The 21823-nt window shown below is 62.7% G+C and carries 18 protein-coding genes; 5 read left to right on the top strand and 13 right to left on the bottom strand.

Features of this window, described 5'->3' with window-relative positions:
* Positions 1-14 precede the first annotated feature (14 nt).
* From astB to acs, 11 genes are all read right to left on the bottom strand, one after another.
* The gene (astB, locus tag ABEH27_RS18855) at positions 15-1364 is read right to left on the bottom strand and encodes an N-succinylarginine dihydrolase (protein ID WP_346615026.1); all 1350 of its coding nucleotides are present in this window, start codon (positions 1362-1364) and stop codon (positions 15-17) included.
* A gap of 23 nt (positions 1365-1387) precedes the next feature.
* On the bottom strand, positions 1388-2851 hold the full coding sequence (astD, locus tag ABEH27_RS18850) for a succinylglutamate-semialdehyde dehydrogenase (protein ID WP_346615025.1): 1464 nt from the start codon (positions 2849-2851) through the stop codon (positions 1388-1390).
* Positions 2852-3880 carry an arginine N-succinyltransferase gene (gene astA, locus ABEH27_RS18845; protein ID WP_346615024.1) on the bottom strand — a complete coding sequence of 343 codons (1029 nt, stop codon included), beginning with the start codon at positions 3878-3880 and terminating at the stop codon, positions 2852-2854.
* A gap of 54 nt (positions 3881-3934) precedes the next feature.
* Positions 3935-4954 carry an arginine/ornithine succinyltransferase subunit alpha gene (aruF, locus tag ABEH27_RS18840; RefSeq protein WP_346615023.1) on the bottom strand — a complete coding sequence of 340 codons (1020 nt, stop codon included), beginning with the start codon at positions 4952-4954 and terminating at the stop codon, positions 3935-3937.
* A gap of 140 nt (positions 4955-5094) precedes the next feature.
* Complete coding sequence (locus ABEH27_RS18835) at positions 5095-6315, bottom strand: aspartate aminotransferase family protein (RefSeq protein ID WP_346615022.1); 1221 nt, start codon at positions 6313-6315, stop codon at positions 5095-5097.
* 326 nt (positions 6316-6641) lie between these two features.
* Positions 6642-7622 carry a transcriptional regulator ArgR gene (argR, locus tag ABEH27_RS18830; protein WP_346615021.1) on the bottom strand — a complete coding sequence of 327 codons (981 nt, stop codon included), beginning with the start codon at positions 7620-7622 and terminating at the stop codon, positions 6642-6644.
* Positions 7623-7721: 99 nt separating this feature from the next.
* Positions 7722-8486 carry an arginine/ornithine transport ATP-binding protein AotP gene (gene aotP / locus ABEH27_RS18825; RefSeq protein ID WP_346615020.1) on the bottom strand — a complete coding sequence of 255 codons (765 nt, stop codon included), beginning with the start codon at positions 8484-8486 and terminating at the stop codon, positions 7722-7724.
* Between the two features lie 22 nt (positions 8487-8508).
* Positions 8509-9207 (bottom strand): ABC transporter permease, encoded by a 699-nt coding sequence (locus tag ABEH27_RS18820; protein ID WP_346615019.1) that lies wholly within the window; start codon positions 9205-9207, stop codon positions 8509-8511.
* The gene (locus ABEH27_RS18815; protein ID WP_346615018.1) at positions 9204-9893 is read right to left on the bottom strand and encodes an ABC transporter permease; all 690 of its coding nucleotides are present in this window, start codon (positions 9891-9893) and stop codon (positions 9204-9206) included. Before ABEH27_RS18815 ends, ABEH27_RS18820 begins: the two co-directional genes overlap by 4 nt.
* 88 nt (positions 9894-9981) lie before the next feature.
* Positions 9982-10767: an ABC transporter substrate-binding protein gene (locus tag ABEH27_RS18810; RefSeq protein ID WP_346615017.1), complete on the bottom strand. Its 786-nt coding sequence runs from the start codon at positions 10765-10767 to the stop codon at positions 9982-9984.
* Between the two features lie 493 nt (positions 10768-11260).
* On the bottom strand, positions 11261-13222 hold the full coding sequence (acs, locus tag ABEH27_RS18805) for an acetate--CoA ligase (protein WP_346615016.1): 1962 nt from the start codon (positions 13220-13222) through the stop codon (positions 11261-11263).
* 426 nt (positions 13223-13648) lie between these two features.
* On the opposite strand from acs, the gene ABEH27_RS18800 reads away from it, so the two are divergent.
* On the top strand, positions 13649-13903 hold the full coding sequence (locus tag ABEH27_RS18800; protein WP_346615015.1) for a DUF2790 domain-containing protein: 255 nt from the start codon (positions 13649-13651) through the stop codon (positions 13901-13903).
* 62 nt (positions 13904-13965) lie between these two features.
* Here the strand turns inward: ABEH27_RS18800 and ABEH27_RS18795 are convergent, their stop codons facing one another.
* Positions 13966-15525, bottom strand: a complete 1560-nt coding sequence (locus tag ABEH27_RS18795) for a sigma-54-dependent transcriptional regulator (RefSeq protein ID WP_346615014.1) — start codon at positions 15523-15525, stop codon at positions 13966-13968.
* A gap of 255 nt (positions 15526-15780) precedes the next feature.
* Here ABEH27_RS18795 and phhA point away from each other — a divergent pair, with 255 nt between their 5' ends.
* The 4 genes from phhA (at position 15781) to ABEH27_RS18775 (ending at position 18597) form a co-directional block, all read left to right on the top strand.
* Positions 15781-16569, top strand: coding sequence for a phenylalanine 4-monooxygenase (gene phhA / locus ABEH27_RS18790; RefSeq protein ID WP_346615013.1), 789 nt, complete (start codon positions 15781-15783; stop codon positions 16567-16569).
* 38 nt (positions 16570-16607) lie between these two features.
* A complete protein-coding gene (locus ABEH27_RS18785; protein WP_346615012.1) occupies positions 16608-16964 on the top strand; it encodes a 4a-hydroxytetrahydrobiopterin dehydratase in 357 nt (118 codons plus the stop codon).
* A 210-nt stretch (positions 16965-17174) separates the two neighbouring features.
* Positions 17175-17300, top strand: coding sequence for a hypothetical protein (locus tag ABEH27_RS18780; RefSeq protein WP_256215917.1), 126 nt, complete (start codon positions 17175-17177; stop codon positions 17298-17300).
* Positions 17301-17397: 97 nt separating this feature from the next.
* Complete coding sequence (locus ABEH27_RS18775; protein ID WP_346615011.1) at positions 17398-18597, top strand: MFS transporter; 1200 nt, start codon at positions 17398-17400, stop codon at positions 18595-18597.
* A gap of 121 nt (positions 18598-18718) precedes the next feature.
* Here the strand turns inward: ABEH27_RS18775 and ABEH27_RS18770 are convergent, their stop codons facing one another.
* The gene (locus ABEH27_RS18770; RefSeq protein WP_346615010.1) at positions 18719-21739 is read right to left on the bottom strand and encodes an FAD-binding and (Fe-S)-binding domain-containing protein; all 3021 of its coding nucleotides are present in this window, start codon (positions 21737-21739) and stop codon (positions 18719-18721) included.
* Positions 21740-21823 lie beyond the last annotated feature (84 nt).

Raw genomic sequence — 21823 nt, 5'->3', positions numbered from 1 at the left:
TACAAACTCTCTCTTCAAGGTTGGCGTTGGAACGGATAGACCGAACCCAACTTCAGGATCTGGGTCAACTCATCCAGTGCCGTACGGCATTCGACCAGCAACTGCGGGTCGGCAAGGTCCGCCTCGCCGAGGCGGTCGCGGTAGTGCTTGTCGACCCACTGCAGCAGCGTGTCGTACAGCGGGGCGGTCATGATAACGCCTGGATTGACCACCGCCAGTTCCGATTCCTTCAGTGCCACGCGCAAGCGCAGGCACGCCGGCCCACCGCCGTTCTGCATGCTCTGCTTGAGGTCGAACACCTTGACCTCCTGCACCGCGCCGCCCTGGCTGGCCAACTGCTGCAGGTAGGCCCAGACGCGCTCGTTGTTGCGGCACTCCTCCGGCACCACCAGCAGCATCGAGCCGTCTTCACGGCTGAGCAGCTGGCTGTTGAACAGGTAGGACCGTACCGCGTCCTCAACCGCAACCTTAGCCCGTGGCACCCGGATGGCCTGGAAGTTGCCGCCCTTGCTGGCCAGTTTAGCTTGCAGTTGGCCAAGCACCGCGTCGGTCTCAAGGAAGGCATCTTCGTGGTAGAACAGCACCTCGCCGTTACCCACCGCAATCACATCGTTGTGGAACACCCCCTGGTCGATTACCGCCGGGTTCTGTTGAGCGTAGACCACACCGTCGTCACTCAGGCCGTGCAGCCGCGCTACCGCCTGGGAAGCCTCGAGGGTCTGACGTGCCGGGTACTTCTGCGGCGCCGGGTAGCGGCTGTCGAATGCACTGCGCCCATAGACGAAGAACTCGACACCAGCTTCGCCATAGCTGCGGCAGAAGCGCGTGTGGTTGGCCGCGCCTTCATCGCCGAACTGTGCCACGGCAGGCAGTGCCGGGTGGTGGGCAAAGTGTCTGTCGTTGTCGAACATGGCGGCCAGCACACGGCTGGTGGTCGGGTGCTCGATGCTGCGGTGGTACTTGCAGTTCAGGTTGGCAGCGGTGAAGTGCACTCGGCCATCGGCGGTGTCGGCGCTGGGGCTGACAGTGGCGGCATTGGCCACCCACATGCTCGACGCCGAGCAGCTGGCGACCAGCAGCGGCATGGCTTCTTTGGCGGCGCGCTGGATCACCTCGGCATCACTGCCACTGAAGCCCAGGCGGCGCAACGCGGCCACGTCCGGGCGTTCCTGTGGCGCCAGCACGCCTTGCTTGAAGCCCATGTCAGCCAACGCTTTCATCTTTGCCAGGCCCTGGCGCGCCGCTTCACGGGGGCTTGAGCCCTGCTGGCTATTGCTCTGCGAAGCCACGTTACCGTAGGAAAGGCCGCCGTAGTTGTGGGTAGGCCCCACCAGGCCATCAAAATTCACTTCATAGGATTTCATCGGCTAGGCTCCGTGACCTGTTGTTATAGGGTGACGCCCGGCGTCAGGGTCGCCGGCAAGGCAAGGCTGGCGGTCTCCAGCGAAGCCACGGGGTAAGCGCAGTAATCGGCCGCGTAATAGGCGCTGGCGCGATGGTTGCCACTGGCGCCAACGCCACCGAACGGCGCACTGCTGGCAGCGCCGGTCAATTGCTTGTTCCAGTTGACGATGCCGGCGCGGCTGCGCAGCCAGAAGTACTGGTAACGAGCACGGGAATCGGACAACAGCCCGGCGGCAAGGCCGTACTGGGTGTTGTTGGCCTCATCGATGGCGGCATCGAAGTCCGTATAACGGATCACCTGCAGCAGCGGGCCAAAGAACTCTTCGTCGGGGCGCTCGGCCACGGCAGTGACATCGATGATGCCTGGGGTCAGCAAGGCGGCATTGGCCTGCGGCTGGGTCATTTGCAGCAGGCTGATGGCGCCTCTGCCAAGCAGTTCGGCCTGGGCAGCAACCAGTGCCTGCGCTGCCTGCAGCGAGATTACCGAGCCCATGAAGGGCGCCGGCTGCTGGTCGAAGGCACCGACCGTGATGGTCTTGCACACCTCGACCAGTCGCTCGAGCAGCGCATCGCCCCAGGCACCCTGCGGTACCAGCAAGCGCCGAGCGCACGTGCAGCGCTGGCCGGCAGAGATGAATGCCGACTGGATGACGGTGTAGACCGCCGCGTCGATATCCTTGACCTCGTCCACCACCAATGGGTTGTTGCCGCCCATTTCCAGGGCCAGAATCTTGTCTGGCCGCCCGGCAAACTGCTGGTGCAACAAGTTGCCAGTACGGCTGGAGCCGGTGAAGAACAGGCCATCGATACCCGGGTTGGCAGCAAGAGCCACGCCCGTTTCCCGCGCGCCCTGGACCAGGTTGAGCACACCGGCAGGCAGGCCTGCAGCAATCCAGCAGTTGACCGTCAACTCAGCGACCTTGGGGGTCAGTTCGCTGGGCTTGAACACCACGCAATTACCTGCCAGCAGCGCCGGCACGATATGGCCATTGGGCAAGTGGCCGGGGAAGTTGTACGGCCCGAACACCGCGACCACGCCGTGGGGCTTGTGCCGCAGCACTGCGGTGGCATCGGCCAGCGGGCCGCTCTTTTCGCCGGTGCGCTCACGGTAGCTCTGCACCGAGATCGCTACCTTGTTGACCATGCTGGTGACTTCGGTGACCGATTCCCACAGCGGCTTGCCGGTTTCCTCACCGATGCAGTAGGCCAGCGCCTCGGAATGCGTCTTGAGCTGCTCGGCAAACTTCTCCAGCACATCGATGCGCGCTTCCAGGCTCAGTTGCGCCCATGCCGGGAAGGCCTGGCGAGCGGCCTGCACGGCAGCGTCGACCTGGCTTGCGTCAGCGCCCTGCCCTTGCCAGATAACCGCCTGGGTCACCGGGTTGAGCGATTGCAGGGCTTCACCCCGGCCAGCCTGCCAGTTGCCGGCGATGTAATGCGTGGTCATTTACTGGGCCTCCCGGGCTGCTGACAGCGGCACTGCGCGCACGTTGTCGCCAGCGCCCATGCGCAGGCGCTTGGCGGTCAGCGGGTCGACCACCAGGGTGCCAGCGGCCAGGCGCGCGGGCGCGGCGGTGATGCGGCAGTCATCGCGCTTGCGGTTGTGGATGATGTAAGGGGTGGCGTCATCGCCCGGCGTGCCCACGGCCAGCACCAAGGTCTGGCTTTCGCGCACCGCACGAATCTTCGAGGTTTCGCATTCGATAGCCGGGCCAGCGTCGAAGATGTCGACATAGCCCTGGTAGTTGAAACCTTCCTGCTTGAGCATGGCCAGCGCAGGCTCGGTATCGGTGTGCACCCGGCCGATGACGTTGCGCGCTGCTTCCGACAAAAAGCAGGTGTACAGCGGGAACTTGGGCATCAGCTCGGCGATGAACGACTTGTTGCCCACGCCGGTGAGGTAGTCGGCCTGGCTGAATTCCATCTTGAAGAAGTGCCGACCCAGGCTTTCCCAGAACGGCGAGCGGCCATGCTCGTCGGACATGCCGCGCATCTCGGCGATGATCTTGTTGCCGAACAGCTCGGGGAACTCGGCGATGAACAGCATGCGCGCCCGCGACAGCAAGCGGCCGTTGATCCCGGAGCGATAGTCACTGCGCAGGAACAACGAGCACAGCTCGGAGTTGCCCGTCAGGTCGTTGGCCAGGAACAAGGTCGGAATCTCGCGGTAGATGTTCAGCTCCTGCGAGGCACTGACGGTCAGGCCGACCCGGTAGTTGTACCAGGGCTCGCGCAGGCCGACGGCACCGGCGATGGCGCTGATGCCGACCACCAGGCCTTCATCGTTTTCCAGCACGAACAGGTAGTCGGTGTCGCCACGCTCGGCTTCGCCACGGAAGCTCTTTTCGGCCCAGCCAACGCGATGCCCGAGGCGCTCCTCATTGGCCGGCAAGGTGGTCAGCCCGGTGGTACCGGTGCTGCGTGCCAATTCGATCAGCGCAGGTAAATCGCTGCTGCGTACAGGACGAACGATCATGCTATCTCCTTGAGCGGCAGCTGCGGCCACCGCAAAACTCTCTGTTCCCAGGCTTCAGACCGCGACCAGGCGCACGCTGGCGCCCTCGCCCACACCCAACGCTTCCGCGGCCTGCGCACCGAGGCTGACCGGCTTGCCCGGCACCCAGTCCAGCTCCAGCAGCACGGCGCGGTAATCCTGCAGCTGGCCGTTGCACACCAGGTACGGGCGGCCACCCTTGGCCGGTGCCTCTTCCAGCCTGACCGGCACCACACGGCTCTGGGCGATCGAGCGGATGCCCGAAGCACGCGCATGCAGGGTGGGGCCACCGTCGAAGATGTCGATGTAATGTTCGGTCTCGAAGCCTTCGCGCATGAGGATGTCGAAGGTGATCTGCGCACGCGGATGCACCTGGCCCATGGCTTCCTGCGCGGCGTCCGGCAGCAGGGGCACGTAGATCGGGTAATGCGGCATCAGCTCGGCGAGGAAAGTACGGCTTTTCAGGCCGCACAGGCGCTCGGCGTGGGCGTAGTTGAGGTCGAAGAAGTTGCGCCCGATGGCATCCCAGAACGGCGACTCGCCTTGCTCGTCGCTGTAGCCGACGATCTCGGTGACCACCGAATCGGCAAAGCGCTCCGGGTGCGCCGCCATGAACAGCAAGCGACCGCGCGAATTGAGCTCGGCCCAGCCACTGTTGACCAGTTCGGGCAGCACATAGAAGCTGGTCAGCAGGCTGTTGCCGGTGAGGTCGTGGCACAGCGACAGAACGTGGATCTTGTTGTGAATCTTCAGCTCGCGCGAGGCGTGCACGAAGGTTTCGTTACGAAAACTGTAGAACGGCTCGGAATAACCGGCCGAGGCAACGATGGCCGAGCAACCGGCCAGCTTGCCGGTCTCGCTGTCTTCAAGGACGAAGAAGTAGCTCTCTTCACCGTTGAAGCTGACTTCGGCGGCGAACGACGTCTCCGAGGCGGCGATCTTGTCGCCCAGGCGGGCAGCGTCGTCCGGCAGCGAGGTGACACCAACGGGGCTGTCTGCAGCCATGCGCTGCACTTCATTCAGATCAGCCATTTGCGCGGGGCGCATCACCAGCATGGTGTCACTCCTTTGGAAAAACTGGCCGTTCACGACGGCACGGAAAAACGGCGGGCGCGTGGTTGTATCTGCAAGCACGCGGCGGCACTGGAATTCAGGTATCGCCGGCCCATTCAGGGCCAGCGAAGACCGCAGGCAAATCAGCCCTGGGTCAGTTTGGCCACGGCGCGCTCGAAGCGGTCCAGACCTTCATCGATGTCGGCGTCCTCCACCACCAGGCTTGGCGCGAAGCGCACCACGTCCGGGCCAGCCTGCAGCACCATCACACCTTCCTTTTCGGCGGCGTTGAGGATGTCCTTGGCCTTGCCCTGCCAGGCCTCGTTGAGCACGCAGCCGATCAGCAGGCCGACGCCACGCACCTGGGTGAACAGGCTGTACTGCTGACCGATCTGTTCCAGGCGAGCTTTGAAACGCGCGTGCTTGGCCTTGATGCCCGCCAGGGTTTGCGGGGTGTTGATCACGTCCAGCACAGCGCAGGCAACGGCGCAGCCCAGCGGGTTGCCGCCGTAGGTGGTGCCGTGGGTGCCGACGGCCAGGTGCTTGGCGATGTCGCTGGTGGTGAGCATGGCGCCGATCGGGAAGCCACCGCCCAGGCTCTTGGCGCTGGTCAGGATGTCCGGGGTAACGCCGTAGTGCTGGTAGGCGTACAGCGAACCGGTACGGCCGACACCCGTTTGCACTTCGTCGAAGATCAGCAGGGCGTTGTGCTCGTCACACAGCTTGCGCGCGCCCTCCAGGTACGCCTTGTCGGCCGGCACCACACCGCTTTCGCCCTGGATCGGCTCGATCACCACGGCGCAGGTCTTGTCGGAAATCTGTGCCTTCAGCGCTTCCAGGTCGTTGTACGGCACGTGGCTGATGCCGGTGATCTTCGGGCCGAAACCGTCGGAATACTTCGGCTGCCCACCGACGCTGACGGTGAACAGGGTGCGGCCGTGGAAGCTGTTCACGGTGGCAATGATTTCGTGCTTCTCGGGGCCGAAGCGGTCATGGGCAACGCGACGGGCCAGCTTGAAGGCGGCTTCGTTGGACTCGGCGCCGGAGTTGCAGAAGAACGCACGCTCGGCAAAGGTGGCGTCAACCAGCTTGTGCGCAAGGCGCAGGGCCGGCTCGTTGGTGAAGACATTGGAAACGTGCCAGAGGGTGTTGGCCTGGTCGGTCAGGGCCTTGACCAGTGCCGGATGGCAGTGGCCCAGGGCGTTCACCGCGATGCCACCGGCAAAGTCGATGAGCTCGCGACCCGACTGGTCCCAGACGCGGGAACCCTCGCCTCGCACAGGAATGAAGGCCGCCGGAGAATAGTTGGGGACCATGACCTGGTCGAAATCGGCACGTTGCACCGGGGCTTGCTCAACGGACATCTGAGTCTCCTGAAGAGGAACGCTGGCCTGGATGTGGCGAGCGATGGGGGGATTGTAAGGACTGATCGGCGCCTGTCCTTGCGGCCAAGCGACAACTTGTTACAGCGCAAAACCCAGTTTCAGCCAGGCTTTCGGCAATGCGACAAACACTGTCGCAATCGCGCAGTGTAACGGTAGAGAAGGGATGGGTGAACGGGTGTTCACATTGAACTGGAGGGGCTGCGGGGTATAGGGCGATGATTTTGTGCTGCGGCCGCATCGAGCGCCGTGCGGGCGACGCTCGGTCTAATGGCCGCCACACAACTCAAGGCATGCCGCCAAGCTCATCAGCCTTTTTCAGCCGGCGCCGAACTGAGCTCGAACGGGCTGCTGTTACGCCGCTGGTTACGATCCTCCCGCGGCGTCGCGCCAAAGAAGTTGCGGTAAGCACTGGAAAAATGCGGCCCGGAAGAGAACCCGCAGGACAAGCCGATCTGGATGATCGACTTGCTGGTCTGCATCAGCATCTGGCGTGCCTTGTTCAAGCGCAGCTCCAGGTAATACTGGCTCGGCACTCGATTGAGGTACTGCTTGAAGATGCGCTCCAGCTGCCGGCGCGAAACGCACACATGCTGGGCGATTTCGTCGGTGGTCAGTGGCTCTTCGATGTTGGCTTCCATCAGCAGCACCGCCTGGGTGAGCTTCGGGTGGCTGGAGCCCAGGCGATTCTGCAGCGGAATGCGCTGGCGTTCGCCACCCTCACGAATACGCTCGACCACCAGTTCCTCGGACACGGCACCGGCAAGCTCCGCACCGTGATCGCGCGCCAGCACCGCCAGCAGCAGGTCAGTCACGGTCATGCCGCCACACGCCGTCAGGCGATCACGGTCCCAGTCGAACAGGTGGCTGGTGGCGATGACCTTGGGGAACCGCTCGGCAAAATCGTCCTGCCAACGCCAATGCACCGCGGCGCGGTAGCCATCGAGCAGCCCGAGCATGGCCAGCGGGTATACGCCGGCGGACAACCCGCCAATCATGCAGCCACTGCGGGCCAGCTGCTTGAGCGCTGTCGACAGCGTCGAACCCACCGCCTGTGGCGGTTCGTCGGCCAGCAGGAACAGCTTGTGACAGCCTTCCAGGCGACCATTCCATGGCTCGCCCGGCAGGCGCCAGGCACCCTCCTCGGCAGGCTCGGCCTGCAGGAAGGCCAGCTCGTAGACCACGTCTGGATGCACCCGCTGGGCCACCAGCAATACTTCCTCTGCCAGCGCCAACGTTAAAGGCTTGGTGCTTGGCCAGATGAGAAAACCGATTCGCTGGGTGGTCATAGGGTACGGTCCGAAACCTGAGGTCGTTCGAGTCTGTGGCGCCGGGTCAGGCTGCGCTCGCTGCGCAGCATGCCCTATTCTGGTGCAAAGGTGCAGCCTTTACTTCAGGCTGCCGGAGAGAAACTGTTTGAGTCGCTCGGATTGCGGGTTGGCCAACACTTCGCGAGGGCAGCCGGTTTCTTCGACCAGGCCTTTGTGCAGGAACACCAGCTGGTTGGACACCTCGCGGGCAAAACCCATCTCGTGGGTCACCACGACCATGGTGCGGCCTTCTTGGGCCAAGGCCTGCATGACCTTGAGCACATCCCCCACCAGCTCCGGGTCGAGCGCCGAGGTAGGCTCGTCGAACAGCATAACCTCAGGCTCCACGGCCAACGCCCGGGCAATTGCCACGCGCTGTTGCTCACCGCCGGACATGTGGCCGGGGAAGGCGTCCTTGCGGTGCGCCACGCCCACTTTGGCCAGGTAATGCTCGGCTTTTTCCAGGGCCTCCTTCTTGCTCACGCCCAGCACGTGCACCGGTGCTTCGATGACGTTCTCCAGCGCGGTCATGTGTGACCACAGGTTGAAGTGCTGGAACACCATCGACAGGCGCGAGCGCATGCGCTGCAGCTGACGGGAATCGGCAGCCTTGAGCGCGCCGTCCTTGCCGGCGACCAGCTTCAGCTCTTCGTTGTTGAGCAGGATCTTGCCGGCGTGCGGCTGCTCGAGCAGGTTGATGCAGCGCAGGAAGGTCGACTTGCCCGAACCGCTGGAGCCGATGATGCTGATCACATCGCCTGCCTTGGCCGCCAGGGAAACACCCTTGAGCACTTCATGGCTGCCATAGCGCTTGTGCAGGTCTTGGACTTCGAGTTTGTACATGCTGTCGGTTCTCACAGAGCGTTCAGTGCTTGCGCGGCGCCAGGTAGCCGAGCCAACGGCGTTCGGCCATCTTGAACAGGCGCACCAGGATGAAGGTCAGGCACAGGTAGAACACGCCCGCCGTGATGTAGGCCTCGAAAGGCAGGTAGTACTGGGCATTGACCGTGCGTGCGGCACCGGTGATGTCGATCAGGGTCACGATCGACGCCAGGCTGGTGGTCTGCAGCATCATGATCACTTCGTTGCTGTACTGCGGCAATGCCCGGCGCAGGGCCGACGGCAGCAGGATACGGCGGTACATCTTCATGCGCGACATGCCCATGGCCTTGGCCGCCTCGATCTCGCCATGGGGCGTGGCCTTGAGGCTACCGGCGATGATTTCGGCGGTATAGGCGCTGGTGTTGACACCAAAGGCCAGGCAAGCACAGAACGTGGCACTGGACAGCAATGGCCAGAACACACTTTCACGCACCGCCTCGAACTGCGCCAGGCCGTAGTAGATCAGAAACAGCTGCACCAGCATCGGGGTGCCGCGGATCACGTAGGTGTAGAGCCAGGCCGTGAGGTTGACCACCGGCTGCTTCGACACGCGCATCAGCCCCAACGGCACAGCCGCCAGCAGGCCGAAGAACAGCGATATCGCCAGCAACTTCAGGGTGGTCAGCAGGCCCCCCAGGTACAGCGGCATGGCCTCCCAGATGACGTTGTAATCGAAAATCATAGCTCAGCCACCTTGACGCCCACCGAGTAGCGCTTCTCGAGATACTTCAGTGCCAGCAGCGAGACACTGGTGAGCACCAGGTACAACGCCGCCACCGCCAGGAAGAAGGTAAAGGGTTCGCGGGTGGCGTCTGCCGCCTGCTTGGCCTTGAACATCATGTCCTGCAAACCGACCACCGAAATCAGCGCGGTAGCCTTGGTCAATACCAGCCAGTTGTTGGTGAAACCCGGAATCGCCAGGCGAACCATTTGCGGCACCTGGATGCGGAAGAACACTTGCCGCCCGCTCATGCCGTAGGCCGCGCCCGCTTCGGCCTGGCCCTTGGGGATACCGAGGAAGGCCCCGCGGAAGGTTTCCGACAGGTAGGCACCAAAAATGAAGCCCAGCGTACCGATACCGGCAATCAACGGGTTCAGGTCGATGTAATCGTCATAGCCAACCAGCGGCCCCAGACGGTTGATGATGTCCTGCCCGCCGTAGAAGATCAGCAGGATCAGCACCAGGTCCGGAATACCACGGATCACCGTGGCGTACATATCGCCCAACCAGGCCAGCCAGCGCACCGGCGACAAGCGCAGCGCCACGCCAATCAGGCCGAGCACGATGGCCAGGGCCATCGACGACAGGGCGAGCTGCAGCGTCAGCCACGCCCCGTCGAGGATGACTGCCCCGTAGCCTTTCAACATGATGAGGTCCTCGACCTAAAGAATGAAAAATGGTGCAAACCTCAGAGCCTCTGCTGTTTGCACCATTGCACAGGTGAAACTCGACGTCTTAGTTCGAGTCTGGACCGTAGATGTCAAAGTTGAAGTACTTGGCTTCAATTTGCTTGTACTTGCCGTTGGCGCGGATGGCGTCGATGGCGGCGTTGATGCGGTCGACGTTGGCCTTGTCACCCTTGCGCACGGCGATACCGATGCCGTCACCAAAGTACTTGGCGTCGGTGAATGCCGGGCCAACGAAGGCAAAGCCCTTGCCGGCGTCGGTTTTCAGGAAGCCGTCTTCCAGCAGGGTGGCATCGGCCACGGTGCCGTCGAGGCGGCCAGCGGCGACGTCGAGGTAGATTTCGTTCTGGGTGCCGTAAGGAACCACGGTGGCACCTTTGGCGCCCAGCACTTCCTTGGCGAAGCGGTCGTGGATCGAGCCGCGCTGCACGCCGATCTTCTTGCCTTTGAGTTCATCCAGGCTGTCGCTGACGGCAGTGCCGTCCTTCATCACCAGGCGCGCCGGGGTCAGGTAATAGCGCTTGGTGAAATCGACCGATTTCTTGCGGTCGTCGGTGATCGACATGGACGACAGGATGGCGTCGATCTTGCGCACTTTCAGTGCCGGGATCAGGCCATCGAATTCCTGCTCGACCCAGGTGCACTTGGCTTTCATCTCTTCACACAGGGCATTGCCGATGTCGTAGTCGAAACCGGCGATGCTGCCGTCAGGCTGCTTGAAAGCGAAGGGTGGGTAGGCCGCCTCGATACCGATTTTCAACGGTTTTTCATCGGCCTGCGACACCAGGGAAAACACGGAAAGCGCCAGGGCGCCAAGCAGTGCGAGCTTCTTCATCAGGTAACTCCATCGGTACGGGGCAATACAAGGCAGGGGTAACAACTGCCCGATATGCGAATGGGTACAACGCGAGCCGCGCAGGGTTCGACCAAGGTCGCAGACCACGAGCGAGTGAGTGGCATTTTAACGACAGCCCGGTAGTCGATATTTCTTCAAAGCGACAACTACTTACAGAAGCGCTTGAAACCGCAGCGGGCGAGGTTGACAGCCTTTGCAAGATATGCAAGAGCGCAAGAAATAGAACCCATAGGACTAGCAATTACTGGGCCTATTATTGGCAAAGCCTTGAGTTACGGCAAGTGCAGCGTGCCGGGTTGCACACATTGACGCGAAAAACGCACCGAAAACACACCTTGCTGTTTCCCGGCGCCCCGTTTCCGTGCAAAGGCGGTGACAGAGGGGGTAACGATGAATGTCGGGTAACAGTAAAGCAAAAACCCCGCCGGTTGCGCGGCGGGGTTTACTCAGGCCTGGATTGGCGCAGGCAAACTTACGCCGTCGCCAGGTTCATCGCCTTGTGGGTATCGATCAGGTGCTGCACCACACCAGGGTCGGCCAGGGTCGAGATGTCACCCAGTGCGTCGTACTCCGCGGTAGCGATCTTGCGCAGGATCCGCCGCATGATCTTGCCCGAGCGGGTTTTCGGCAACCCAGGCGCCCACTGGATCACATCCGGCGAGGCGATCGGGCCAATCTCCTTGCGCACCCAGTTCTTCAGCTCCATGCGCAGCTGCTCGCTCGACTCGACGCCGGCATTGAGGGTGACATACACGTAGATGCCCTGGCCCTTGATGTCGTGCGGTACGCCCACCACAGCGGCCTCGGCCACCTTGGCATGGGCGACCATGGCGCTTTCGATCTCGGCGGTACCCATACGGTGGCCGGAGACGTTGAGCACGTCATCCACGCGCCCGGTGATCCAGTAGTAGCCATCCTCGTCGCGACGCGCACCGTCACCGGTGAAATACATGCCGCGGAAGGTCTTGAAGTAGGTATCGACGAAGCGGTCGTGGTCGCCATACAGCGAGCGCGACTGGCCCGGCCAGGAGTCGAGGATCACCAGGTTGCCCTCGGCGGCACCCTCGATCAGGTTACCCAGGTTGTCCACCAGCGCCGGCACCACACCGAAGAACGGGCGGGTCGCAGAACCCGGCTTGAGGCCGGTGGCGCCCGGCAGCGGGCTGATCAGGATGCCGCCGGTCTCGGTCTGCCACCAGGTGTCGACGATCGGGCAACGCTCCTTGCCGACGGTCTTGTAGTACCAGTTCCAGGCTTCAGGGTTGATCGGCTCGCCCACCGAGCCCAGCAGGCGCAGGCTGGAACCGTCAGCGCCTTCGACGGCAGCTTGGCCCTCGGCCATCATCGCGCGGATGGCGGTCGGGGCGGTGTAGAGGATGTTGACCTTGTGCTTGTCGACGATCTTTGACACGCGCGTGATGTCCGGGTAGTTCGGCACGCCTTCGAACAGCAACGTGGTCGCGCCGTTGGCCAGCGGGCCGTAGACGATGTAGCTGTGGCCGGTGACCCAGCCGACGTCGGCGGTGCACCAGTAGACCTCACCCGGGCGGTAGTCGAACACCCGCTCATGGGTCAGCGCGGCATATACCAGGTAGCCGCCCGTGGTGTGCAGCACGCCCTTGGGCTTGCCGGTGGAGCCAGAGGTGTAAAGGATGAACAGCGGCTCTTCGGCGCCCATTTCCTTCGGCGCGCAGTGGCTCGAGGCAACCTTCATCAGGTCTTCGTACCAGATGTCGCGGTGTTGGTGCCAGGCGATGTCGCCACCGGTGCGCTTGCACACGATGATCTTCTGCACACTGCTGGTTTCAGGGTTGGTCAGCGCCAGGTCGACGTTGGCCTTGAGCGGGGTACGACGGCCACCGCGCACGCCTTCGTCGGCCGTGATCACCACCTTGGACTTGCAGTCGATGATGCGCCCGGCCAGGGCTTCCGGCGAGAAGCCGCCGAACACCACCGAGTGGATGGCACCAATGCGCGCGCAGGCCAGCATTGCCACCACGGCTTCGGGGATCATCGGCATGTAGATGGTCACCACATCACCGCGGTGCACATCCTGGCCACGCAGGGCGTTGGCGAACTTGCAGACCTGCTCGTGCAGTTCGCGGTAGGTGATGTTGCGGTGTTCGGAAGGGTCGTCGCCTTCCCAGATGATTGCCAGCTGGTCGCCGCGCTCTTCGAGGTGACGGTCCAGGCAGTTGGAAGAAACGTTCAGAGTGCCGTCGGCAAACCATTTGATATCGACATGATGGTCGTCGAAGGAGGTCTGCTTGACCTTGGTGAATGGCTTGATCCAGTCAAGACGCTGGGCCTGCTCGCGCCAGAAGCCGTCCGGGTTGATCACCGATTGCTGGTACATGGCCTTGTAGGTGGCCTCGTCGGTCAGGGTAGTGGCCGCAACCTCGGGACGAACGGGATACAGTGGAGCCGCACTCATCTGTGTTACCTCGGTGTAATAGTTGTTTTTGTATGGAATCGTTTGTAACTGTACCAGAGCGGCAAAAGCCATACGACGATGGTAGTAACGCGACGGGATGCGGCTGCGCCAATTCGCGCGGAAGGCTCTAGGCCGCAGCGGGCGGCCTGATGCGTGGGCAAAGGAGAGGGTTTTGCCGGGGGATTGTTACCGATTCTGTCAAAAGGCGAAAAAACTTTATCAAAACGCCATCTGTTTCCCTTAATTACCGAGGCATAAGATTCACCTCGCCAGCAACGGCAAGGCGATTAACAACTGGTAACAGTAACAGCCCCCACGAAGGCAATCCGTTAATCCCCCTCTAATCCGATAGTTGAAAACTTGGCTGTATTCGCGGCGCCACAAGCGCCGCGTGCCCCCTCACGACCTTAGACAGGTAAATAGAAAATGAAAGCTTTACTGGTATTGGTACTTGGCGGTCTTTGCAGCGCGGCGATGGCCGGCGAAGCAAACGATGTCGAGCAGATTCCGGTTGAACAGTACAGTTACTCGCAGCACCTGGACATCGCTCGCGTCATCTCCATGAGCGAAGTGCCGAATGTCTGTGAAGTAGTGCCTGCCCGCATGACCTACGAGGACTCCAACGGCCAGAAGCACATTCTCGAATACCGCGTGATGGGCAACGGCTGCTCCAACGGCTGATGCCTGTGAGTTGGGGGCCCAAAGGGCCCCTTCGCTCGTAACTTGTTTAAAGCATCATTCGTTCATTCACTCGACTTGCCCAGCGAATAATCACGCAACTTGTTGGCAATAGTCGTATGCGATACACCCAATCGCTTACCCAATGCGCGACTACTTGTGTATTCGCCCAGCAAACTCTCCAACACCGCTTTCTCGAACCGCCCGACAATCTCCGAAAGATCACCGTCCAGGGAAAACTCGCCCAACGGTTGGCGCACACCATAATCTGGCAAGCGGATATGCTCGCTCTTCACCACCCCGCCTTCGCACAGTGATACCGCCTGGAACAATACGTTTTCCAGTTGCCGTACATTGCCCGGCCAGTGGTACTGGGCAAGCTTGTCCATCGCCGCCGGCGCCAGGCGCGGCAGGGCGCAACCGATCTGCCGGCTGGCCTGGTCGAGAAAATGCTGCACCAGCCCTTCCAGGCCATCCATGCACTCGCGAAGCGGCGGGATGTGCAGCGACAGCACATTGAGCCGGTGATAGAGGTCCTGGCGGAACTCGCCACGGGCACACAGCTCGGACAGGTCCACCTGGGTCGCACAGATCACCCGTACATCCAGGTACACCTCTTCATCACTGCCGACACGGCGGAAGCAACCATCCTGCAGAAAGCGCAGCAGTTTCACCTGCAAGCGCGGGCTCATCTCCCCTACCCCATCGAGGAACAGCGTGCCGCCAGCCGTCAGCTCCAGAAGCCCCAGCTTGCCTTCGGCGCGCGCGCCCTCGAATGCACCCGGCCCGTAACCGAACAGTTCGGTTTCAGCCATGGATTCCGGCAGGCCGGCACAGTTCAGCGCCATCAACGGTGCCTGGCCACGCGGGCTGGCCAGGTGGCAGGCGCGCGCCAGCAACTCCTTGCCGGTGCCAGTTTCGCCCTCGATGAGCAACGGTGCGTCCAGTGGCGCCATGCGCCGCGCTTCACGCACCACCGCCGCCATCACCCGCGAGCTCTGAAAAATGCTGTCGAAGCCGCGCAACTCCTGCTTGCGCACGTTGTAGATGCGCTCGCCGATGCGGTCGGCGCGATGCAGGGTCAACACCGCACCCGCCAGCGCCTCGCTGTCATCGTGCTCTGATTGCAACGGCGCGATGTCAGCCAGGAACACGTCGCCCTTGACCTTGACCCGCAGGCCGTTGATTCTCGACTGATTGGCCCGCACCAGCTCCGGCAGGTCGAAGTCCTCGACATAGCGCGCCAAGGGCATGCCCGGCACTTCGTCAACCCGCACCCCGAGCAACTGCGCGGCGGTACGGTTGGCGGCAACGATGCTGCCGCCCATGTCCACCGACAACACCGGAAAATCCAGCGCCCCCAGCAGCGCGTTGAGTTCCATGTGCCGCCGCTCGCTGGGCATAAGCCCAACGCGCTTGACGCCAAACACCCCGGCGATTGCCTCGAACTTCGGCCGCAAGGCCTGGAACTGCAGGTTGATCAGATTCGGGCAATGCAGGTAGATGGCATTGCCGTGGTCGCCCCCCACCTCGCCACGCAGCACGTTGATGCCGTATTCCACCAACAGGTTGAGGATGTCGCGAAGGATGCCGATGCGGTTCTGGCAATGCACTTTGATACGCATGGGAGCTCTCGAAGCGGCGAAGTTTTTCAACTGCGCACGGAAAAGTCGTAAAGAAAAGCTGACAAATTCTGCCATTGTGCCAGCCCAATGAGCCGAATTTTCCGCGATGCGCGGTATTTTGTAAAATTATCGTTACGAATTACCTTGTACAGCCTGGGCAAGGGGGCACCGATCACCCGTGCAATTGGGCGGATGAAGGGATATTCCTAGGGTATGTCGTGGACATAACAAGAAAGCCTTCACCAGGAGAGCCACATGAAACAGACGCAGTACGTGGCACGCGAGCCCGATGCGCATGGTTTTATCGACTACCCGCAGCAAGAGCATGCGGTGTGGAACACGTTGATCACCCGTCAGCTCAAGGTCATCGAAGGCCGGGCGTGCCAGGAATACCTGGACGGCATCGATCAGCTCCAACTGCCCCACGATCGCATCCCGCAACTGGGCGAGATCAACAAGGTGCTGGGCGCCACCACCGGTTGGCAGGTTGCCCGGGTTCCGGCCCTTATCCCCTTCCAGACCTTCTTCGAACTGCTGGCCAGCAAGCGCTTCCCGGTGGCCACGTTCATCCGCACCGCAGAAGAGCTTGATTACCTGCAGGAACCGGACATCTTCCACGAGATCTTTGGCCACTGCCCCCTGCTGACCAACCCCTGGTTCGCCGAATTCACCCACACCTATGGCAAGCTGGGCCTGGCCGCGACCAAGGAACAGCGCGTATACCTGGCGCGGCTGTACTGGATGACCATCGAGTTTGGCCTGATGGAGACCCCGCAAGGTCGCAAGATCTATGGCGGCGGCATCCTCTCCTCGCCGAAGGAAACCGTCTACAGCCTGTCGGGCGAGCCGGAGCACCAGGCCTTCGACCCGGTCGAAGCCATGCGCACCCCGTACCGCATCGACATTCTGCAGCCGGTGTATTTCGTGCTGCCGAACCTCAAGCGCCTGTTCGACCTGGCCCACGAAGACATCATGGGGATGGTCCAGCAGGCCATGCAGCTGGGGCTGCATGCACCTAAGTTTCCACCCAAGGTCGCCGCCTGAACGGCCTTGCGACAACAACTCGAATCGGAAAATACCTCATGAATGCCTTGAACCAAGCCCACTGCGAAGCCTGCCGCGCCGATGCGCCGAAAGTCACTGACGACGAGCTGGCCGAGCTGATTCGCGAGATCCCGGACTGGAACATCGAAGTACGTGACGGCCACATGGAGCTGGAGCGCGTGTTCAAGTTCAAGAACTTCAAGCATGCCCTGGACTTCACCAACGCCGTGGGCGAAATCGCTGAAGCCGAAGGCCATCACCCAGGCCTGCTGACCGAGTGGGGCAAAGTCACCGTGACCTGGTGGAGCCACTCGATCAAAGGCCTGCACCGCAACGACTTCATCATGTGCGCGCGCACCGACAAGGTCGCCGAGACGGCTGAAGGCCGCAAGTAAAGCCTTTGAACAGGGCCGCTGTGCGCCAATGAACGGCGCACGGCGGCCCTGTTTTTTCTGCAGGAAATGTCCGGTATCCGCCCGCAAAACCGACAAGCGACCGGGAAAAAATACAAACTGTCATCCAGACTTGTGTATCCTGCCCCAGCTTTACGAAGCTCCAAACGCGCCTGGCGCAGACTTTTCACTCACACTTGCGAGGACGACGAGATGCACGAAATCCCGAATCTTCCCTTCCCAAGCCTGAACCCAGAAGAGCAAACCGTTGCCGCCCACTCCGAACCGACGCCTGCCGTCGAGGATGGCGACGATCAATCCAGCGCTGACCAGGAATAACTGCGCATCTCCCCGACTGTGTGAAAACGGCTGACCTGCGGGCCTCCGTCGTCATCGCGTTTTCACACCGTCCAGAACTTCTGCCACGTAGGCCCCCATGCCCGACTCACCGCGCCCCCTTGCGGTCACTCTGCAAGTCGTCTCCATTGTCCTGTTCACCTTCATCGGCTACCTGAACATCGGCATTCCCCTGGCCGTACTGCCCGGCTATGTCCACAACGACCTGGGCTTCAGCACCGTAATCGCCGGCTTGGTGATCAGCGTGCAGTACCTGGCCACTCTGCTCAGCCGCCCCACCGCCAGCCGCATCATCGACAACCTCGGCAGCAAGAAGGCGGTCATGTATGGCCTCGCCGGTTGCGGCCTGAGCGGCGTGTTCATGCTCGCGTGTGCCTTCCTCACCCATTTGCCGTGGTTGAGCCTGGCCTGCCTGCTGGTCGGCCGCCTGGTGCTGGGCAGCGCCGAAAGCCTGGTGGGTTCCGGCTCGATTGGCTGGGGCATTGGCCGGGTCGGCGCCGAGAACACGGCAAAAGTGATCTCCTGGAATGGCATCGCCAGCTATGGCGCGCTGGCCATCGGCGCCCCGCTGGGCGTGCTGATGGTCAAGCAGCTGGGGCTGTGGAGCATGGGGGTGAGCATCATTCTGCTGTGCATGCTCGGGCTCCTGCTGGCCTGGCCGAAACGCGCAGCGCCAATTGTCAGCGGCGTGCGCCTGCCTTTCATGCGGGTGCTTGGCAAGGTATTCCCGCACGGGTCCGGCCTGGCACTGGGCTCGATCGGCTTTGGCACCATCGCCACCTTCATCACCCTCTACTACGCCAGCCGTGGCTGGCCGAACGCGGCGCTGACCCTCAGCCTGTTCGGCGCCAGCTTCATCAGTGCGCGTTTGCTGTTCGGCAACCTGATCAACCGGATTGGCGGGTTTCGCGTGGCGATTGCTTGCCTGTTGGTGGAGACATTTGGCCTGCTGATGTTGTGGCTGGCGCCCAGCGCTGAACTGGCATTGGCGGGGGCGGCGCTCAGTGGTTTCGGCTTTTCGCTGGTGTTCCCGGCGCTGGGGGTAGAGGCCGTGAACCAGGTTTCCGCAGCCAACCGCGGGGCGGCGGTGGGTGCGTATTCGCTGTTCATCGATCTGTCGCTGGGGATTACCGGGCCGCTGGTGGGTGCGGTGGCGTCGGGGTTCGGGTTTGCTTCGATGTTCCTGTTCGCCGCGGCGGCTTCATGCTGCGGGCTGGTACTGAGCTTGTACCTGTACAGGCAGGCGCGGCAGGGTCGCAAGCCGGTGCACGAAGCCTGAGCGCTGCAGTGGTCTGGCGGCCCTATCGCCGGCAAGCCGGCTCCCACAAGTACAGTGCAGCCCGTGCATTTGGTGCAGTTCCTGTAGGAGCGGGCTTGCCCGCGATAGCGCCAACGCAGATCTATCGCTGGGCGTATTGCAACACCACCTCCAGCGGGTGACGCAGCTGCCGCTCGGTCATGCGCTTGACCTGGCTGCGGCACGAATAGCCCGTCGCCAGTGCCTCACCTTGCTTGTCCAGCTTGGTCGCCCACGACTGCTCGAAAATGGTCCGCGAGGTGGCCTGGTTACGCGCCTCATGCCCGTAGGTACCGGACATGCCGCAGCAGCCCGTGGCCTCGGTCACCAACTTCAGGCCCAGACGCGCGAACACCTGCTCCCACTGGCGGGTACTGGCCGGCACGTTGGTCTTCTCGGTGCAGTGCGCCATCAGGCGGAAGTTACCGGGGGCGGTCGGCACCTGCTCGGGCAGCACATCCATCAGCCACTCCTGCGGCAGCAGCACATTCGGGCAGCCCGCAAGGCCCGGCACCTTCTGGTACTCCTGGCGGTAGACCAGGGTCATCGCAGGGTCCAGGCCCACCAGCGGCACGCCGCAGTCGGCCAGCGCCTTGAGCTGGGTAGCATTGCGGATCGCCGCCTTGGCGAAGGCGCCAAGGAAGCCTTGCACGTGCAGCGGCTTGCCGTTGGCGCTGTAGGGCGCCAAAAACACGCGATGGCCAAGGCGGTGCGCCAGTTCGATGAACGCAGCCAGCAGCGGCGTCTCGAAGTAACGGGTGAAAGCGTCCTGCACCAATACGATACTGCGCTCGCGCTGGGCCGGCGTCAGTTCACGCAGCGCCGGCACACTGGCCACGCCCACTCGGCAGCGGGTCAAGGTGGACTGGAAGTTGAAGCGGCTGATCAGCGGACTGTCGACCATCCCGACCTTGTCTGCCAGCAGCTTGCTCACCCACTTCGACCCCATCACCGCGTTGTACAGCCCCGGCGCATGGGCCAGGTACGGGATGGTGAACTCCAGCGAGCCAATCAGGTAATCGCGCATGGGGCGCTGGTAGCGCCCGTGGTACAGCTCGAGGAAGCGCGAACGGAAGTCCGGTACGTTGACTTTGATCGGACACTGGCCAGCGCACGACTTGCACGCCAGGCAGCCCGCCATGGCGTCGTAAACCTCATGGGAGAAGTCTTCCTGGCCCTGGCTGCGTGCGCGATTGTTGCGCAGCCGCGCCGGCAGCCCACGCAACCAGGACACCTTGTTGCGCGCCGCCGCCAGCACGTCGATGTTCGCCTCACCTTGCAGGCGCAGCCATTCACGCATCAGCGAGGCACGGCCCTTGGGCGAATGCTGGCGCTCGCGGGTGGCCTTCCACGACGGGCACATGGCGTCGTTGGGGTCGTAGTTGTAGCAGGCGCCGTTGCCGTTGCAATGCACGGCACTGCCGAAGTCTTGCCACACGCGCTCGTCGATGGTGCGGTCGAGGTCGCCGCGCAGGGTCACGCCATCGACCTTGGTCAGGCCTTCGGCGCTGTCCGGCGGGGTGCAGATCTTGCCGGGGTTGAGCTGGTTGCGTGGGTCGAACGCGCCTTTCAGGCGCTGCAGCGCCGGGTACAGCGCACCGAAGTATTCCGGCACGTATTCCGAGCGCAGGCCCTTGCCATGCTCGCCCCACAGCAGGCCGCCGTAGCGCTTGGTCAACGCTGCCACGGCATCGGAGATCGGCTTGACCAGGGCGGCCTGGGCCGGGTCTTTCATGTCCAGCGCGGGGCGCACGTGCAGCACGCCGGCATCGACGTGGCCGAACATGCCGTAAGCCAGGCCATAGCCATCGAGCAGCGCACGGAAGTCGGCGATGTAGTCGGCCAGTTGCTCCGGCGGCACCGCGGTGTCTTCGACGAAGGGTTGCGGGCGCACTTCGCCCTCGACGTTGCCCAGCAGGCCTACCGAGCGTTTGCGCATGACGTAGACTCGGGTCACCGCCTCGGCGCCTTCGGCCAGGGTATGGCCAAGACGCTCGACGCTGGTGTCTGCCTGCAGGTGCTTGACGAACGCTTCGACGCGGGCATTCACCTCGGCCGGCTCGTCGCCACAGAACTCCACCAGGTTGATGCCCAACGTCGGGCGCTCAGGGTCGGCCGGGAAGTACTCGGCGACGCTGTGCCAGACGATGTCCTTCATCGCCAGCATCAGCACCTTGGAGTCCACCGTCTCGATCGAAAGCGGCTTGTGTGCCATCAGTGCATTGGCATCCCGCAGCGCGTCCATGAAGCTTGTGTAGCGAACGTTGACCAGCACCGCGTACTTCGGAATCGGCAGCACGTTGAGCTTGGCCTCGACCACATAACCCAGCGAGCCTTCGGCGCCGCACAGCACGCTGTTGAGGTTGAAGCGGCCCTGCTCGTCGCGCAGGTGCGCCAGGTCGTAGCCGGTCAGGCAGCGGTTGAGCTTGGGAAAGGTGGTTTCGATCAGGTCGGCCTGGGTTTGCTGAATGTCACGGGCGGTACGGTACACCTCGCCCACTCGTCCAGGCGCGGCACAGGCCTGCTCCAGGGCTGCATCATCGATCGGCAGGCTGTGCAGGCGCTCGCCGCCGAGCAGCACGCTGTGCAGCTCCAGCACGTGGTCGCGGGTCTTGCCGTAGGTGCAGCTACCCTGGCCGCTGGCGTCGGTGTTGATCATGCCGCCGACGGTGGCGCGGTTGGAGGTGGACAACTCGGGGGCGAAGAACAGGCCATGGGGCTTGAGCGCGGCATTGAGCTGGTCCTTGACCACACCGGCCTGCACCCGCACCCAACGTTCCTCGACGTTGATTTCGAGGATGCTGTTCATGTGCCGCGACAGGTCGACGATGATGCCGTCGGTCAACGACTGGCCGTTGGTGCCGGTGCCGCCACCGCGCGGGGTCAGCTTGACCTGCGCGAAGCGCGCCTCGCCCATCAGTGCGGCCACGCGCGCTACGTCATCGGCATCCAGCGGGAACACCGCCGCCTGGGGCAGGCGCTGGTAGATGGAGTTGTCGGTGGCCAGCACCGTACGGGTGCCATAGTCGGCACTGATCTGGCCACGGAAGCCGCTGCCTCGCAGGGCTTCCAGGAATTCGGGGTAGGTGGCGCTCGGCGCAACGGTCGGCAGCTGGGCGATCATCGAAGGATGGCCTCTTGATATGGGCTAATTCACGGAAATCCTGTCATCACGGCATGGGTCTAGACCTGCAGGGATGACGCATAG

It is taken from the genome of Pseudomonas sp. P39-UII1 (assembly GCF_039672635.1).
Taxonomy (GTDB): domain Bacteria; phylum Pseudomonadota; class Gammaproteobacteria; order Pseudomonadales; family Pseudomonadaceae; genus Aquipseudomonas.
This window is presented reverse-complemented; position numbering and strand designations above follow the sequence as displayed.

Bases quoted from the DNA above. Each gene is read 5' to 3' on its own strand.
- astB (WP_346615026.1), bottom strand. From the start codon at position 1,364: ATGAAATCCTATGAAGTGAATTTTGATGGCCTGGTGGGGCCTACCCAC.
- ABEH27_RS18810 (WP_346615017.1), bottom strand. From the start codon at position 10,767: ATGAAGAAGCTCGCACTGCTTGGCGCCCTGGCGCTTTCCGTGTTTTCC.
- argR (WP_346615021.1), bottom strand. From the start codon at position 7,622: ATGACCACCCAGCGAATCGGTTTTCTCATCTGGCCAAGCACCAAGCCT.
- ABEH27_RS18785 (WP_346615012.1), top strand. From the start codon at position 16,608: ATGAATGCCTTGAACCAAGCCCACTGCGAAGCCTGCCGCGCCGATGCG.
- ABEH27_RS18800 (WP_346615015.1), top strand. From the start codon at position 13,649: ATGAAAGCTTTACTGGTATTGGTACTTGGCGGTCTTTGCAGCGCGGCG.
- astD (WP_346615025.1), bottom strand. From the start codon at position 2,851: ATGACCACGCATTACATCGCCGGCAACTGGCAGGCTGGCCGGGGTGAA.
- ABEH27_RS18795 (WP_346615014.1), bottom strand. From the start codon at position 15,525: ATGCGTATCAAAGTGCATTGCCAGAACCGCATCGGCATCCTTCGCGAC.
- aotP (WP_346615020.1), bottom strand. From the start codon at position 8,486: ATGTACAAACTCGAAGTCCAAGACCTGCACAAGCGCTATGGCAGCCAT.
- aruF (WP_346615023.1), bottom strand. From the start codon at position 4,954: ATGCTGGTGATGCGCCCCGCGCAAATGGCTGATCTGAATGAAGTGCAG.
- ABEH27_RS18775 (WP_346615011.1), top strand. From the start codon at position 17,398: ATGCCCGACTCACCGCGCCCCCTTGCGGTCACTCTGCAAGTCGTCTCC.
- ABEH27_RS18815 (WP_346615018.1), bottom strand. From the start codon at position 9,893: ATGTTGAAAGGCTACGGGGCAGTCATCCTCGACGGGGCGTGGCTGACG.
- acs (WP_346615016.1), bottom strand. From the start codon at position 13,222: ATGAGTGCGGCTCCACTGTATCCCGTTCGTCCCGAGGTTGCGGCCACT.
- ABEH27_RS18835 (WP_346615022.1), bottom strand. From the start codon at position 6,315: ATGTCCGTTGAGCAAGCCCCGGTGCAACGTGCCGATTTCGACCAGGTC.
- ABEH27_RS18770 (WP_346615010.1), bottom strand. From the start codon at position 21,739: ATGATCGCCCAGCTGCCGACCGTTGCGCCGAGCGCCACCTACCCCGAA.
- phhA (WP_346615013.1), top strand. From the start codon at position 15,781: ATGAAACAGACGCAGTACGTGGCACGCGAGCCCGATGCGCATGGTTTT.
- astA (WP_346615024.1), bottom strand. From the start codon at position 3,880: ATGATCGTTCGTCCTGTACGCAGCAGCGATTTACCTGCGCTGATCGAA.
- ABEH27_RS18780 (WP_256215917.1), top strand. From the start codon at position 17,175: ATGCACGAAATCCCGAATCTTCCCTTCCCAAGCCTGAACCCAGAAGAG.
- ABEH27_RS18820 (WP_346615019.1), bottom strand. From the start codon at position 9,207: ATGATTTTCGATTACAACGTCATCTGGGAGGCCATGCCGCTGTACCTG.